The following is a 14,971-nucleotide window of genomic DNA, read 5'->3' on the forward strand; positions in this document are numbered from 1 at the left end:
AATAGCGCAAAGATCGGGGTGGTGTTATCGACTAAATCGATCTATCACGGTTGTCCCAATAGGCCTGCGCATTGGTGAAGGCCTGTTCCCGGGTCTGCTCCAGGCCACGCAGTGCCAAGGCCATGGTCGCGATCAGCGCTTTCTCGCCGTAGCTGTCTTGCACTTCACCACGCCAGAAGGCGAGCAAATGCTCCGGTTGCAGCGTGGCGGGTTTGACGTGACGGCGCTCGCTGAGCGCCGGCCATTCTTCATCCCAGGCTACGCCGGCAGTGGTGCCGTAGAGGTGGCTGATGACGTCCGGGTTGACCTCGATCTCGCCGCCATCGCCCTTGATCACCACGGCATGGTCGCCCAGCAGGCGGCTGGCCTCCCGGTGTACCGCCTGGTAACCGGGGTGGAAGATGCTTTGCAGGCCGCAACGCGCGCCCAGCGGGTTGAGCACCCGCGCCAGGGAGTGGATGGGTGAGCGCAGGCCCAGGGTGTTGCGCAGGTCGATCATGCGCTGCAGTTGCGGCGCCCAGTCGTGCAAAGGGAAAAACGCCAGCTGATGCTGGCCCAGCGCGGTGTCGACCGCTGCCCAGTCGCGGCACAGGGGGATATGCAACAGGCCGAGCAGCTGCTCGGTATACAGGCGCCCGGCTGTGTGTGCACCGCCGCCATGCATCAGGATGCGAATACCATTGCCGGCCAGGCATTTGGCGGCCAGCAGGTACCAGGGTAAGTGGCGCTTCTTGCCAGCGTAGGTTGGCCAGTCCAGGTCAACGGCAATGCGCGGGGCTTGCAGGTGGCCGCGTAGCGCTTCGGTGAAGCCGGCCAGCTCTTCGGCGCTTTCTTCCTTGTGCCGCAGCAGCATCAGGAAGGCGCCCAGCTGGGTGTCCTCGACCTTGCCTTCCAGCAGCAGGGTCATGGCAGCCCTGGCTTCCTCGCGGGTAAGGCCGCGCGCGCCGCGCTTGCCTTTGCCAAGAATGCGCACGAATTCAGCGAACGGGTGTTCGGCCGGAGTTTCCAGGGTCAGCGGGCGGGCTTGATTGAAGGGTGGCAGGGTCATATGCAATTGGTCGGCTTGGGCAGGCCCGCCAGCTTGGCGGCAAGTTTGGCGGGGGTGCCATTGAACAGGCGGTTCAGGTGCGGGCTATTGCCCTTGTCCGCGCCCAGCTTCAGGGCGGTGTACTTGATCAGTGGGCGGGTGGCCGGGGACAGCTGGTACTCCTGGTAGAACTGTCGCAGCAGTTCGAGGATTTCCCAGTGGTCCGCGGTCAGGGCAATGCCCTCGCGCTCGGCAAGGGCCTCGGCGGCTGCATGGGACCAGTCTTGCAGGTCGACCAGGAAGCCGTCCTTGTCCAGGGCGATCGCCTGATCGGCAACGGTGAGGGTATTCATAACCAGCTGTTGACCTTGTCGTAGTGCAGCGACAGTTCGACGAACCCGGCGTAGTCCACGGCCTTGGCCAGGTCGTTGCCGACCGCGCGGGCTTGCAGGTCTTCGTCCAGGGCGAACAGGCGCTGGGCCAGGCTGGCGGCTTGCAACTGGCGGTACGCTTCGCTGCCGCTGCGCAGGGCGTACACCGCATCGCCGCACAGCAGCAGGGCGTCGTTGGCGCCCAGCAGGCGCAGGCAACTGGCCAGGCGCTCGTCGCCGAACGGGGAGTGGGCAATTACGTGCAGGGTCGTCATCAGAGCGTTACCACCTGGTCGAAACGGGCGATCAGTGCGGTCAGTGCCGCGTCATCCAGCACTTGCACTGGCAGTGCCAGGCTGTCGGCGGCCAGGCCACGGCGGGTGAGGCTGTGGTTGCAGGCGAACAGTTCTTCGACGCCGAACATCGGCAACGCCTGCAGGTTGGCGGCCAGGTTCTTATGTTGCACGGCGGCAGGTTGCTGGTTTGGCGCCAGCTGGAACACGCCATCGTCGAGGAACAGCATGCCTAGCGGCAGGTCGAACGCGCCACCGGCCAGGGCGATGTCCAGCGCCTCGCGGGCAGATGGGCCGTTCCACGGCGCCTGGCGGCTGATGATCAACAAGGATTTGGCCATTTCAGTCGCCTCCAAAACAGACAAGGCGGTCGGCGACTTGCGCGGCCTCGTGCAGTTGCCCCAGGCCGGACAACTCCCATGGCTTGGGCAGGTTCACGGCCGGGCGTTGATAGCGGTTGGCCTCGGCCTCGTCGAGCACGCCACGGCGCAAGGCGGCGGCGATGCACACCACGGCATCCAGCTGGTGGGTCTCGATAAAGGCACGCCACTGCGCGGCCACGTCCACTTCATCCTGGGGCGCGACCACGTTGGCCGAGGCACTGTGTACCCCGTCCTGATAGAAGAACAGCCGGGCAATATCATGCCCGCCGGCCAGCACCGCCTCGGCATAGCGCAAGGCGCGCCGCGAGGAGGGCGCATGGGCCGGGGAGAACACCGCGATAGCGAATTTCATGGGTAACTCATGCAAAGGAATACCGCCATGATAAAGCAAAAAAGCCCGCGCCCGCTTGTGCGTGCGGGCGCGGGCTTTGGTAGGAGCGGCCTTGTGTCGCGAATGGGCTGCAAAGCAGCCCCGGGGCTTCAGCGTAAATGCAAAAATTGCTGGGCTGCTTCGCAGCCCATTCGCGACACAAGGCCGCTCCTACAGGGCTTGCGCAAGGCCCTGTCAGAAGGGAACAGGCCTCAAGCCTGTTCCTTGCTCTCCGGCAGGAACCAGTTCAGCACCAGGGCACAGATGCCACCGGTCGCCACCCCCGACTCCAGCACATTGCGCACCGCCGCCGGCATATGCGCCAGGAACTCCGGCACCTGCGCCACACCCAGGCCCAGCGCCAACGACACGGCGATGATCAGCAGCGCACGGCGGTCCAGGCGGGTGCTGGCCAGAATATTGATGCCCGAGGCTGCAACCGCGCCAAACATGACCATTGCCGCACCCCCCAGCACCGGTTCTGGCACCGCCTGAATCACCCCGGCAACACTGGGGAACAGCCCCAATATCACCAGCATTACGGCAATCCACATGCCGATATGGCGGCTGGCAATACCGGTTAGCTGAATCACGCCGTTATTCTGCGCAAAGATCGAACTCGGGAACGTGTTGAACAAGCCCGCCAACAACGAGTTGGCGCCGTTGACCAGCACACCACCCTTGATCCGCTGCATCCACACCGGGCCTTCGACTGGCTGGCGCGACACCTTGCTGGTGGCGGTCACGTCACCAATGGCTTCCAGCGACGTCACCAGGTAGATCACCAGCATCGGAATGAACAGCGCCCACGAGAAGCTCAGGCCGAAGTGCAGCGGCGTCGGCACCTGAAACAGCGCGGCCTCATGCATACCGGTGAAGTCCAGGCGGCCCATATAGCCCGCCAGCGCATAGCCGACCGTCAGGGCAATAACGATGGCACAGCTGCGCATCCACACCACCGGAATACGGTTGAGGATCACGATAATGGCCAGCACCACACCCGACAACAGCAGGTTCTCGCCATTGGCGAAGGTGCCATTGGCCATGGCGCCGAAGCCGCCACCCATGCTGATCAGGCCGACCTTGATCAGCGTCAGGCCGATCATCAGCACGACAATGCCGGTGACCAGCGGGGTGATCAGGCGTTTGACGAAGGGCAGGATGCGCGAAACGCCCATTTCGACGAACGAGCCAGCGATGACCACGCCAAAGATGGCGGCCATCACACCTTCGACCGGCGTGCCTTGCTTGACCATCAGCGCACCCCCGGCAATCAGCGGGCCCACGAAGTTGAAGCTGGTGCCCTGCACGATTAGCAACCCGGCGCCAAACGGCCCGAAGCGCTTGCACTGCACGAATGTGGCGATACCGGAGATTACCAGCGACATGGAGACGATCAGGTTGGTGTCCCGCGCGGACACCCCCAGCGCCTGGCAGATCAACAGCCCGGGCGTCACGATCGGCACGATGATCGCCAGCAGGTGTTGCAGCGCCGCCAGCAGCCCGATCAGCAGCCGAGGCTTGTCCTCGAGGCCAAGCACCAGCTCATTGGCGGGGGCCGATGCTGCTGGGCTGTGTTCATGTGTGCTCATGGCTGAAAGCTGCCCCTGAAGAAAAAAGGAGCGCATTCTACGGGGTGAAGGCAGATTGCGGTAGAGCAAAGCACGATGCCGACATGATCGGCGACCCTATGCCCAATTACCTGACTTTTCAGTCAAAAACCGCCCGCCGCGAATGTGCACTGCCGCGCCGGTTAACTCATGCTCAAGACGGCCACCGGCATGCCTTTCCCACACCCACAAAAAAGCCCGCCGAAGCGGGCTTTCTCACAATCTACAACAATCAGTCATCACGCCCCATGATGCCAAACAGCTGGAGCAGGCTGACGAACAGGTTGTAGATGGACACATACAGGCTGATGGTGGCCATGATGTAGTTCCGCTCACCACCGTGAATGATCGCGCTGGTCTGGAACAGGATGCACACCGACGAGAACAGCACGAAGCCGGCGCTGATCGCCAGTTGCAGGCCGCTGATCTGGAAGAAGAAGCTGGCCACGACCGCACCCAGCAGCACGAAGAAGCCGGCAGTGATGAAGCCACTGAGGAAGCTCATGTCCTTGCGGGTAATCAGTACGTAAGCCGACAGACCACCGAACACCAGGGCAGTCATGGCAAATGCCGAGCTGACAACCTCGGCACCACCGGCCATGCCCAGGTAGCGGTTGAGGATTGGGCCGAGAATGAAGCCCATGAAGCCGGTAAGGGCGAAGGTGGAGACCAGGCCCCAGGCCGAATCACGCAGCTTGTTGGTCAGGAAGAACAGCCCGTAGAAGCCGATCAGCACCACGAACACGTTCGGGTAGCCGACACGCATTTGCTGGGCAACGAAGGCCATGACGCCGCTGAAGGCGAGGGTGAGCGCCAGCAGACTGTACGTGTTGCGCAGGACCTTGCTGATCTCCTGCTGCTCGACCTGCTGGCCGTGATGTACGGCATAATCCTGTTCGCGCATGGCGACACTCCTTGGTAAACCTGTGGTTTCGAACGTTCAGATGCTGGGAGTCTACCAGAGCCATTGCAACCCGCGACACAGAGAGTTTGACAGCTTGTTTCATTACGGTATTATGGCGGCCGCAAACGAGCTGGAAGCGTGGCCGAGTGGTTTAAGGCAACGGTCTTGAAAACCGTCGATGGGCAACTATCCTAGAGTTCGAATCTCTACGCTTCCGCCATATTCTTCATCAAAGCCCCTGAAAATGGGGCTTTTTTGTGGGCGATGGTTTTTCGCCTCATGCTCATGCCAGCATCAGCGGCGCCGGTTGCTCCTGTAGATTGCAAAGGGCCGCCGGGCTGGCCAGGGCATTTTTCAGCCCCGGCCAGCCCGGCAAAGCGGCCCGGTGCAGGCGCTGCTAGGTTGACGAACCCAGGTTGCCTGCAGGGGCTGCACGGCGCACGCTACATACGCCCCAGGTCAGCCCCAACACCGCCGCGATCACCGAGGCCGATAGCACGCCAAGTTTGGCTGCCCCCAGTGAGCCGGGGTCGACGAACGCCAGGTTGGCGATGAAGATCGACATGGTGAAACCGATACCGGCCAACAGGCCCACCAGCGTGATGCTGCGCCAGTTCACCCCGGCGGGGAGCGCGCACCAGCCCAGGCGTACCATCAACCAGCTGACGCTGATGATGCCCAAGGGCTTGCCTGCGACCAAGGCGATTACCACGGCGATCATGACCCATTGTGGGCCCGCTGCGGACAGGTCGACCCCAGCCAGGCTGACCCCGGCATTGGCCAGGGCAAACACTGGCATGATGCCGTAGGCTACCCAAGGGTGCAGCGTGCCTTGCATCCGCACCACCGGGGGCAGTAGTTCGCGCTGGGCCAGGCGCAGGCGTTTCAGTGGGTCGATGAGTTCGCTGGCATCGCGCTCTGGCGCCTTGGCGCGGCCCAGCAACTCGTTGGTGAAGCGGCTAATGGCATCCAGAGGGCGCTCACGCATCGGCATGGCGGCTACCGGGGTCATCAGCCCGAGCACAACGCCGGCGAGGGTCGGGTGGGCACCGGTCAACAGGATGCCCAGCCAAACGATCGCACCGGGCACGATATAGGCGTAGGCCGACCCCACACCAATCTTCTGCAGCGCGATTACCATCAGCAGGCCGATCGCCGCGACGCCGAAACCGCTGTAGTCGAGGCCGCCCGAGTAGAAGACCGCGATGATCAGCACAGCGATAATGTCATCGATGATCGCCAGGGCAAGCAGAAACACACGTACGTTGGACGGAATCGACTTGCCCAGCAGGGCCAAGACGCCTACCGCAAAAGCGATATCGGTGGCCGTTGGCACTGCCCAACCCTGTTGGTCGGCTGGCGAATGAACGATACCGAGGTAGAGAAGCGCCGGTGCGGCTACGCCGCCGACCGCAGCGGCCATGGGCAGCATGGCCTGGCGCAGGCTGGCCAGGGCACCCTCGTGGATTTCGCGGCGGATCTCCATGCCCACCACCAGGAAAAAGATGGTCATCAGCCCATCATTGACCCAGAAATGCAGCGACTGCGCATACACGTGCGAGCCCACGCCGAACGTTATCGGGGCGTGCCAGAGGGCTTCATAACTGTCGGCGGCAGGGGAATTTGCCCAGACAAGGGCGGCGATAGCGGCAACCAACAGCACGATGCCACTGACTGCTTCGATGTGCAAAAAGCGTTGAAGGCTGGCGAAGGCGCGCTCGGCTAGTTTCTGGGCGCGAGGCAAATCTGTTTTAGGCATAGGCGCAAGTACTCCCGCATGGCGGCCCGACCTGCGCTGTTCTTTAACCTGCCTCACTGCACCATGCAGCAGACACCCGGGCGCTAGTCTACCCAATAACCGCGTTCAGATGAACCCGAATGCGGTTATCGATCATTTGCCGCGGGGCTGCCTGTACAGCGGGCGCCTGCGCTCGATCACTGGATCAGTGGCACACCGCTGAGTTTCTGCAGTTCATCGAAGTCGATGTCTGCGCATATTTCGATCACTTTCAACCCATCAGGCGTAACTTCCAGCACTGCCAGGTCGGTGTAGATACGGCTGACGCAACCAATACCAGTCAGCGGGTAGGTGCATTCAGGCACCAGCTTGCTTTCGCCTGTCTTGGTCAGGTGGTCCATCATCACGAACACCTGGCGCGCGCCGGTGGCCAGGTCCATCGCGCCGCCTACCGCCGGGATCGAACCCTCGGCGCCGGTGTGCCAGTTGGCCAGGTCGCCCTTGACCGAAACCTGGAAGGCACCCAGTACCGCGATGTCCAGGTGGCCACCGCGCATCATCGAGAACGAGTCGGCATGGTGGAAGAAAGCGCCACCGGTCAACAGCGTCACGTGCTGCTTGCCGGCATTGATCAGGTCATCGTCTTCTTCGCCCGGGGCCGGGCTAGGGCCCATGCCCAGCAGACCGTTTTCGCTGTGCAGGAATACTTCCTTGTCACCCAGGTAATTGGCCACCAGGGTCGGTGCGCCGATGCCGAGGTTTACGTAGGCACCTTCCTGAATGTCTGCGGCCACGCGCTGGGCCATCTCGGTGCGGGAGAGCTTTTTGGTGATGGTCATGGCAGGCCTCATTCAGCGGTGGCAAGCGAAGCAGCGCTGGTGCCGGTGACGGCTACAACGCGCTGGACGAAGATACCCGGGGTGATGATGTGTTCCGGGTCCAGTTCACCCAGTTCGACAACCTGGTCGACCTGGGCGATGGCCGTCTTGGCGGCCATGGCCATGATCGGGCCGAAGTTGCGCGCCGCCTTGCGGTAGACCAGGTTGCCCCAACGGTCGCCTTTGTGCGCCTTGATCAGCGCAAAGTCGGCGTGCAGCGGCATTTCCAGCACGTACATGCGGCCGTCGATTTCACGGGTTTCCTTGCCTTCGGCCAGCAGCGTGCCGTAGCCGGTCGGCGAGAAGAACGCACCAATGCCCGAGCCCGCTGCGCGGATACGCTCGGCCAGGTTGCCCTGGGGTACCACCTCCAGTTCGATCTTGCCGGCGCGGTACAGTTCGTCGAACACGTACGAGTCGGACTGGCGCGGGAACGAGCAGATCACCTTGCGCACGCAGCCGGCCATCAGCAAGGCTGCCAGGCCGATCTCGCCGTTACCGGCGTTGTTGCTGATGATGGTGAGGTCGCGGGCGCCGGTGGCGATCAGGCCATCGATCAGCTCGGACGGCATGCCGGCAGTGCCGAAGCCACCGACCATGATGGTCGATCCGTCGGTGATCCCTTCCACCGCGCTGGCGATGGACTCGTACGTTTTATTGATCAAGGCGAGCTCCTGGTTGTTCCTGGAGTTGGAGTTGTCGGGCTGGCCGGCGCCTGTAAAGCGATGGGCCTGTCAGCATGTGCAATTGCTTGCTGACTTTGGCCATAGCGTGCCGCAAGACAGGGCTACAGTAGAGGGGGTTTGGCGGAATTCGTGCGATTATCGAACTGTTGTGCGATCTGCGAGCACCCCGAACGGCGGTGCAGTCGCGTGCGCTCAGGGGCTTGGCGCCTCCCTTTGCCCCTGCATGGTGCAACCCGCCACCTGACTGGTGTGTTTTTGCACCCTTAGCGGGCGGCGTGCTGCGGTAAACCGTGATTCTACCCCGATGCCTCTATTGGCCTGCGACTTGCTATCAAATTGCCATTCGATGTCGCTTATGGTGAAGATAATGTCGCTTTCCAGTGCTTCCATGCAGTTGTCATCCCAAGAGAAGGGCTGGCTGCCCTGGTTTGGCAGAACCGGCAAGTTCAGCATGGGCTGGGCATGCCACTTGAACCGGGCAAATTATCCGCAAATCGAGCAAACCTTCGAGGCCATTGCCCAGACCCGCGTCCGTTTGCTGCAGGACTGGGCGCACGAACAATGGGAGCACCTGGCCGAGCTGGCCGAGCAACTGGCCCCCGGCTTTGACCGGCTGGGCAGCGCGCAATTGCAGGACAAGCTGGCCCAGGCCGAGGACTTCTCCGAGCTGTTCGTCGTCGACCCCACTGGCAAGGTGCTTGCCTCGACCTGGCGGCAACGGGCAACAGCGCCCATCGAGCACACCCGTGCGCTGGCGCAGGGGCTGAAGGCGCCATTTCTGCACGGCCCCTATTGCGACCCGCTGACCTTGAGCATCGGCCCGTCCTCTTCGCGCTTTCACGATGAGGTAACCCTGATGTTCTACCAGCCTGTGAAGGTTACCGGCAACGTCGTGGGTTGCCTCTGTGGTCGCGTACCCAACGATGTGCTGGGCGATCTGATCCAGCGCGAGGCCGGGCATATTTACGCCGAATCGGGTGACAACTACCTGTTCATGGCGCAGTCGCGCTTCGACCCGACGATCCAGCCGGGTACGGCGTTGTCGCGCTCGCGTTTCGAAGATGCCACCTTCACCCACGGCGAGAACCTGAAAAACGGCGTTCACACGGCGTGGGGCACCGTGCAGGTGCAGCGCCATACCGAGCTGGAGCTGCGTTTCACCGACCCATCCACCCGCGAGCTGCACCCGGGGGTGCGCGAAACCATCCGTTGCGGCGCCAACGTGTTCGTTACCTACCCCGGGTATTCCGACTACCGTCATGTGCCAGTGGTGGGCAAGGGCGTGACCTTCCAGCTGCCGGGCTCGCCGGACCGCTGGGGAATGATGTGCGAGGCAGACCTCGAGGAGGTGTACCGGCGCCGCTCGCTCAGTTATGGCTTGATGAAGCCCTACCTTGCGACGATGGTCGGCCTGTTCGGTTGCAACTACCTGGTGCAGCACTACGCTGGCCTGCCGCAGGGCCTGAACGAGGTGGTCGAAGCCTTGGCCATGCTCGCCGCCGCGGTGCTGTTCGGCATGCTCGGGCCGCGCCGTGTGGCGGCGCGCCTCAATGGCATGAGCAATGTGCTGCGGACCATCGCCGAGGGTGAGGGCAACCTGCGCCAGCGGCTGGATACCCACACGGTGGGTAACGATGAAAGCGGCGACATGGCCCGCTGGATCAACAGCTTCATCGACCGCCTGGATGCAGTGGTAGGGCAGGTGGTCAAAGCCAGCCACACGGTGGGCGTCACCAACCAGATGATGCTGGGCCGTAGCCAGGATGCCAGCGTCACTTCGGCTGACGTGGCCGAGGCCGTGCATCAGATGATGATCATCATGGAAGAGCAGTTGGGCGAATTGCAGCAGGCCTCGGTCAGCGCCGAGCAGATGAAGCAGGCCATGGACGAAGTGGTCACCCGCGCCCGCGAGCAGTTCCAGGCGGTGCAGGCCGGTACGCAGTCGATCCGCGACGTGGTGGCGCGCTCGTCGTCCAGTGTGCAACGCCTTGACAGCCGCATGGTCGAGATCGACAACATCACCGGGTTGATCAGTGACATTACCAACCAGACCAACCTGTTGGCGCTCAATGCTGCGATCGAGGCGGCGCGCGCTGGCGAGCACGGCCGTGGCTTTGCCGTGGTGGCCGACGAAGTGCGCAGCCTGGCGGCGCGAACGGCGCGGGCTGCCGATGACATACGCACCATGGTCGAGAGCCTGCAGGGTGAGACCCGTCAGGCCGTGAGTTTCATGGAGCGGGGCGTGCAGGACGTGGACAGCAGCCTGCGCCTGGCCGAGGACGCCTCGTCCGAAAACGTGCAACTGCACCAGGCGGTGGAGGGTATGTTCGCGATCATCCAGCAGCTCAACCGGCGCAGCCTGGAATATGGCAAGACCATCGAGCAGGTCAACCAGTCTTCCCACGAGATGCGCCAGACCGCGGTGGTGTTGCAGAGCAGTGCGCAGAAGGTGCGGGTGGATGCCGGCAAGTTGCAGAAGCTGGTCGGGCAGTTCGAGACCAGCGAAGAGGGCAAACGGGCGGCTGCCGCTTGAGTGCCGACGCCGGCCAGGGCTGTTGTCAGCGCCGCAGTTCGGCAGCGAACTGGCCAGCCTGCAGGTGCACCTGTGCAGGCCCGCCCCAGAACGCGCCGTGGCGGACGATCACCCGTTCATGAATGGCAGCCGCCACCGCGGCCGCCGCATTGGGCGCCCTCAACAACACGAAGCTGGCCTCGTTACCCAGGTGCAGGCCGTAATCCTGCTTGCCCATGACCGCGGCACTGGCCTCGGTCGCCATCTGCAGCGCCACCCGCAGCTCTTCGTCGGTGTTGAACCCCGAGCGGTAACCGACCAGCATCGCCCGCTGCAGCATGTCGCCATTGCCATACGGCCACCAGGCATCCTGGATGTTGTCGTTGCCGGTGAACACCTGCACACCCCCGGCGCGCAAGCGTAGCACCGGCGGAAAGGCGCGGTCGCCCGGGGCATTGGTCATGATCGAGATACCTGCGCCCGCCAACGCCTCGGCGGTGTGGTCGACCACCGCGTCGGTGACGTCGCCCAGGCCGTAGGCGTGGCTGACCGCAACCAGGCCTTGCATGCCCAGGGCCTGGGTGCGCGCGGCAATGCGCTGAAGTTGGGCGATGCAGATATCGCCGGGTTCATGCAGGTGGATATCGACTTTAACGCCGTGCCGCTCAGCGATGCCGAAGATGATATCCAGCTGGGCGTCAGCGTCGCCGTCCAAGGTGGTGGGGTCGATGCCGCCAACCACCTGAGCCCCTTCGCCGATAGCGGCCTCCATGACTTGGGCGGTGCCAGGGCAGGTGACCACGCCGGCCTGGGGGAAGGCCACCAGCTCGATGTCGAGCAGGTGTTTCCAGTTGTCCCGGGCTTCGAGCATGGCGTGCAGGTGACTCAGGCCGGTGGTGGCGTCCACGTCCACATGGCAACGCATGGCCAAGGTGCCGTACGCAGCTGCCTGACGCATCAGCGCGTCGGCGCGCTCGATGATGGGCGGTGCGCTCGCCAGCTCACGTTTTTCCACGGCCAGGCGCTCGCGCAGGCTGGCGACAGGTTGGTGCGGGCGCCAGCGATCACCCACGAAGCTCTTGTCCAGGTGAATGTGGCCATCAACGAAACCCGGCAATACCAGCAAGCCTTCCAGGTCGATCGTTTCGCGGGCCGGGGTGCCGGCGCGCTGCGCGCCAATATGGCTGATGCGGCCGTTGCTGACAGCAATGTGCAGGGGCAGGCCATCGGCATCGATGGCATTGATGAACTCACGGTCGTTCATGGAACTGGCCTTTTCTACTGGGGCTTGGTGGCTTGCCACGGTAAGGCGGATGAGCGCTTGCCTCCAATTAATTATCAGGATCAAGGCCAGTGGAATTGTGGATGCGGGGCAGCGTCAGCCGGCCGCAGGGGATCGTTGTGCGGGCCCCCAGGCGGCGCTTTTCAGCCCGGCAGGCTTCACCGGCTGGGGGCACCGCGTGGGTATTCTTACTGCAAGGTGTTTGGTTTGAGGTCATCTGGCAACTGCTGCAGAGCCGCCTCCAGTTGCGCGACAGACTGGGCAAGTTGATCAGCTTCCTGGTGCTTGCCCGCACTTCTCAGGCGGTCCCGCTCAATGCGCAGGTTCAGCAGGTTTTTCTGCAGTTTCAGGGCCGAAGCGTTGAAAGGGTCCATGGGCTTCTCACACTGTGGGCTTCCGTGCCGTTGTAGGAAACATGGACCGTAGCAGCTCGAATTACCTCTAGAAACTGATGTTTCATACAGGAAAATCTGGTGTTCGCGGTATTTCCTACATTGAGCGGTAAAGTTTCCTACAAGATGCATTTCTGTATATGTCGCCACGTGCCGTCTGGCATCCGGTATCCGCTGGGTTGGGCCGGTTCTCCCTCGGCAGGCCCGCTGCGCAGGGCTCGATCAGCTTTGGAAATGTTATGTTGCACTTACCTTGCACAGCCAGCAGGTGCCGGGCCTTCAGCGACCTGCGCGGGACCTACCCCGGACCGGTGCAACTTCTGCAAAACAGGAACTGTCACAATGCTCTGCATGCCGCAGGAAACACCGTGGCATTTGGTATGTATCATTGCCGTTGTCGCCCCATACATGCGCCGATGACGGGCGGTATCTGCCGCCTGAGCCTGGCGCGAAGGTTTCCCGGCCAAGGAGAGGCCCATGCACTACGTTGTGATCGAACCCCACCGCAGTGAGTACCCGCGGCCTATCCGCTTTGCCAAAGGCACTTTGCTGGAGATTGGCCCGCGCTATGAAGGCGAGCCTGGCTGGCAGGACTGGTATTTGTGCAGTTGCACCGGCCAGGAGCCCGGCTGGGTGCCCGCGCAGCTGATTGAACGGCTCAGCGTTTGCCAGGGGCGGGCGCTCGATCATTACTGTGCGCACGAACTGGACGCCGACCCGGGGCAACTGGTGCAGATGGTGCGGCCGCTCAATGGGTGGCTCTGGTGTCGGCGCCATGGCAACGGCGAGCTGGGCTGGTTACCGGCAGAGAAGCTTCAGCAATTGGGCTGAGGGGCGCCCCAGCGCTGCCACGTGCCATGCGCTGCATCTGATACGCTTTTTTTGCGCCAACCTGAATCTGTAACCGTATCAGCCCAGGCCCGACAATACGCCCATTCCCGCTTCACAACTGTCGAGGTTCCAATGGGCAAGCTGGCGCTGTTCCTAGGGGGTTTTCTGCTACTCACTATTCTGATCGGTCTGCTTGGCACCATTCCGCCAAGCTGAGGGTGATCGGTTTTTTCTGCGCGGCCCGTCTACTTCAAGCTCGGGCCCAATTTCCTGGCAAATGGCCACTATTCCCTTCGTCAGCATCGCTGGACCAGCGGTCGCTGCATGGCATTTTCAAGCATTAATACCTCGTGTAGTCTCCCGCCGCCGCTCATTCGGGTCGGCCTTTTCCGCTGGGAGTCGACACATTAATGGAATGCAAGAAAGGCGCCTGCGCCGCCCTGGAGTGGCGTAGCCGTTTCCTCGCCGAGGGCACGTTGGATGAGCAGGGTTACGAGCAGGCGCTGCGCAATGCACAAGCGCTGGAGCAGGCTGGGGATATCAGCACGTCAGAGTGGATCGAGCTGGTAAAGCTGGCCAATGCGGCATTGCTGGGTGTGGGATAAGTCATTCTTTGCGTTGGGAAATCTGTCCACAAAAAACGTGGGTAGGTCTGTGGATAAAGTGCTGTAAGCCATGCCGGTGGCGGGCTCTGTTAAATTGAGCAGAAATTGAACAGCCTTTTCGAAGGGCTGTTCATGGCGCCCGGCCGGCCTGGCGCAGCGCTATCAGCAAGTCGCGCACCCGGGCGGGCAGCTCGCCAGCCGGGTATACCGCGTGCATCTGCGGGTCCTGGCCAGTGCTGGAGGTCAGGCGGTATGGCGCGCATACCCGCACCAGGCGCCCGGCCTTGACCTGCGCCTCGCCTACCCAGGCTGCCAGGCGTGCGATACCGGCACCCGCCAGGGCGCCGTGGTACACCGCAGTGCCCGAGGCCAGGCGCAACCGCGGCCTGGGCCGCACGCTGGTGATCTGGCCATCGCGGCAAAAGTGCCAGGCTTTGAGGATGCGCGGTGCGGTATGCAGGATCAGCGAGTGGCCTTCCAGCTGTTCGGGATGCGCCGGCGTTCCGGCCATGGCCAGGTACGCCGGGCTCGCATACAAGTGCCGCTGGTAGGGCCAAAGCGGGTAGCCGATCAGTTCGCTGGACTGCGGGAAGGCGCCGCGTACTGCAAAATCCAACTTGCCCAGCAGTGGGTCGAGCGCTTCGTCGCTGTACTGCACATCCAGCGTGACTTGGGGGTGGCGACGGGAAAAATCCGCGAGCACCTGGGGCAACAGGTGTTCGGCCAGCAGTTGCGGCACGGCGAAGCGGATCCAGCCTTGTGCGTTCCCGCTGAGCGCAGCCAGTTCGTCGGCTGCATCGCGTTGCACATCCAGCAAGCGCTCGGCGTGCGGCAGCAAGCGTTCGCCCGCTGCGGTCAGGGTGACCGCATTGGCGTTGCGGTTCAGCAACTTGCTCCCGGCGTTGTCTTCCAGGGTTTGTACCGCGCGTGTAACCGCGCTGGGCGAACGCCCTAACGCCCGGGCCGCGGCGACAAAGCTGCGCTTGTGCGCGACGCTGACGAACGCCTGAATTTCCCGCAGCATGTCCAATGCCATGCGCTGCTCCTTGTTGCAGTTTTCGCAATATGGCATTTCAACACAGCCACGCC

General features: G+C 62.9%; 17 protein-coding genes and 1 tRNA gene. 4 read left to right on the forward strand and 14 right to left on the reverse strand.

What is annotated here, in order from left to right:
- Positions 1–31 precede the first annotated feature (31 nt).
- The 7 genes from K4A76_RS09210 to K4A76_RS09240 form a co-directional block, all read right to left on the reverse strand.
- The gene (locus tag K4A76_RS09210) at positions 32–1,048 is read right to left on the reverse strand and encodes a glycosyl transferase family protein (protein WP_054881909.1); all 1,017 of its coding nucleotides are present in this window, start codon (positions 1,046–1,048) and stop codon (positions 32–34) included.
- Entirely contained in the window at positions 1,045–1,380 is a 336-nt protein-coding gene (locus tag K4A76_RS09215) for a TusE/DsrC/DsvC family sulfur relay protein (protein WP_009682093.1), read from the reverse strand. The genes K4A76_RS09210 and K4A76_RS09215 overlap by 4 nt, the downstream gene beginning before the upstream one ends.
- Positions 1,377–1,673 (reverse strand): sulfurtransferase complex subunit TusB, encoded by a 297-nt coding sequence (gene tusB, locus K4A76_RS09220; RefSeq protein ID WP_009682094.1) that lies wholly within the window; start codon positions 1,671–1,673, stop codon positions 1,377–1,379. Before tusB ends, K4A76_RS09215 begins: the two co-directional genes overlap by 4 nt.
- A complete protein-coding gene (gene tusC / locus K4A76_RS09225; protein WP_009682095.1) occupies positions 1,673–2,032 on the reverse strand; it encodes a sulfurtransferase complex subunit TusC in 360 nt (119 codons plus the stop codon). The genes tusB and tusC overlap by 1 nt, the downstream gene beginning before the upstream one ends.
- 1 nt (position 2,033) lies before the next feature.
- Positions 2,034–2,426, reverse strand: a complete 393-nt coding sequence (gene tusD / locus K4A76_RS09230) for a sulfurtransferase complex subunit TusD (RefSeq protein WP_274412004.1) — start codon at positions 2,424–2,426, stop codon at positions 2,034–2,036.
- Between the two features lie 230 nt (positions 2,427–2,656).
- Entirely contained in the window at positions 2,657–4,036 is a 1,380-nt protein-coding gene (locus K4A76_RS09235) for a nucleobase:cation symporter-2 family protein (protein ID WP_274412005.1), read from the reverse strand.
- A gap of 250 nt (positions 4,037–4,286) precedes the next feature.
- Complete coding sequence (locus K4A76_RS09240) at positions 4,287–4,958, reverse strand: Bax inhibitor-1/YccA family protein (protein WP_003251184.1); 672 nt, start codon at positions 4,956–4,958, stop codon at positions 4,287–4,289.
- A 132-nt stretch (positions 4,959–5,090) separates the two neighbouring features.
- Between K4A76_RS09240 and K4A76_RS09245 the strand changes: the two genes are divergently transcribed.
- Positions 5,091–5,178: transfer RNA gene (locus K4A76_RS09245), tRNA-Ser, on the forward strand.
- A gap of 177 nt (positions 5,179–5,355) precedes the next feature.
- Here the strand turns inward: K4A76_RS09245 and nhaA are convergent.
- The 4 genes from nhaA to K4A76_RS09265 all read right to left on the reverse strand — a co-directional run bounded on the left by nhaA (position 5,356) and on the right by K4A76_RS09265 (position 8,650).
- Positions 5,356–6,717, reverse strand: coding sequence for a Na+/H+ antiporter NhaA (gene nhaA / locus K4A76_RS09250; protein WP_274412006.1), 1,362 nt, complete (start codon positions 6,715–6,717; stop codon positions 5,356–5,358).
- A gap of 176 nt (positions 6,718–6,893) precedes the next feature.
- Positions 6,894–7,535, reverse strand: a complete 642-nt coding sequence (locus tag K4A76_RS09255) for a 3-oxoacid CoA-transferase subunit B (protein WP_054913010.1) — start codon at positions 7,533–7,535, stop codon at positions 6,894–6,896.
- An 8-nt stretch (positions 7,536–7,543) separates the two neighbouring features.
- Positions 7,544–8,239, reverse strand: a complete 696-nt coding sequence (locus K4A76_RS09260) for a 3-oxoacid CoA-transferase subunit A (RefSeq protein WP_009682100.1) — start codon at positions 8,237–8,239, stop codon at positions 7,544–7,546.
- A 213-nt stretch (positions 8,240–8,452) separates the two neighbouring features.
- Positions 8,453–8,650, reverse strand: a complete 198-nt coding sequence (locus K4A76_RS09265) for a hypothetical protein (RefSeq protein WP_274412328.1) — start codon at positions 8,648–8,650, stop codon at positions 8,453–8,455.
- A gap of 1,492 nt (positions 8,651–10,142) precedes the next feature.
- On the opposite strand from K4A76_RS09265, the gene K4A76_RS23870 reads away from it, so the two are divergent.
- On the forward strand, positions 10,143–10,793 hold the full coding sequence (locus K4A76_RS23870) for a methyl-accepting chemotaxis protein (protein ID WP_370593820.1): 651 nt from the start codon (positions 10,143–10,145) through the stop codon (positions 10,791–10,793).
- Between the two features lie 25 nt (positions 10,794–10,818).
- Here the strand turns inward: K4A76_RS23870 and K4A76_RS09275 are convergent, their stop codons facing one another.
- Both K4A76_RS09275 and K4A76_RS09280 read right to left on the reverse strand, forming a co-directional pair.
- Entirely contained in the window at positions 10,819–12,036 is a 1,218-nt protein-coding gene (locus K4A76_RS09275) for an amidohydrolase family protein (protein ID WP_274412008.1), read from the reverse strand.
- Between the two features lie 206 nt (positions 12,037–12,242).
- Entirely contained in the window at positions 12,243–12,428 is a 186-nt protein-coding gene (locus K4A76_RS09280) for a hypothetical protein (protein ID WP_029885004.1), read from the reverse strand.
- A 495-nt stretch (positions 12,429–12,923) separates the two neighbouring features.
- Here K4A76_RS09280 and K4A76_RS09285 point away from each other — a divergent pair, with 495 nt between their 5' ends.
- The gene (locus K4A76_RS09285; RefSeq protein ID WP_274412009.1) at positions 12,924–13,277 is read left to right on the forward strand and encodes an SH3 domain-containing protein; all 354 of its coding nucleotides are present in this window, start codon (positions 12,924–12,926) and stop codon (positions 13,275–13,277) included.
- A gap of 410 nt (positions 13,278–13,687) precedes the next feature.
- Positions 13,688–13,882 carry a hypothetical protein gene (locus K4A76_RS09290; protein WP_029885002.1) on the forward strand — a complete coding sequence of 65 codons (195 nt, stop codon included), beginning with the start codon at positions 13,688–13,690 and terminating at the stop codon, positions 13,880–13,882.
- Positions 13,883–14,012: 130 nt separating this feature from the next.
- Here the strand turns inward: K4A76_RS09290 and K4A76_RS09295 are convergent, their stop codons facing one another.
- Entirely contained in the window at positions 14,013–14,918 is a 906-nt protein-coding gene (locus K4A76_RS09295) for a LysR family transcriptional regulator (RefSeq protein WP_274412010.1), read from the reverse strand.
- Positions 14,919–14,971 lie beyond the last annotated feature (53 nt).

This window comes from Pseudomonas sp. NEEL19 (assembly GCF_028751975.1).
Lineage (GTDB): Bacteria > Pseudomonadota > Gammaproteobacteria > Pseudomonadales > Pseudomonadaceae > Aquipseudomonas > Aquipseudomonas juntendi.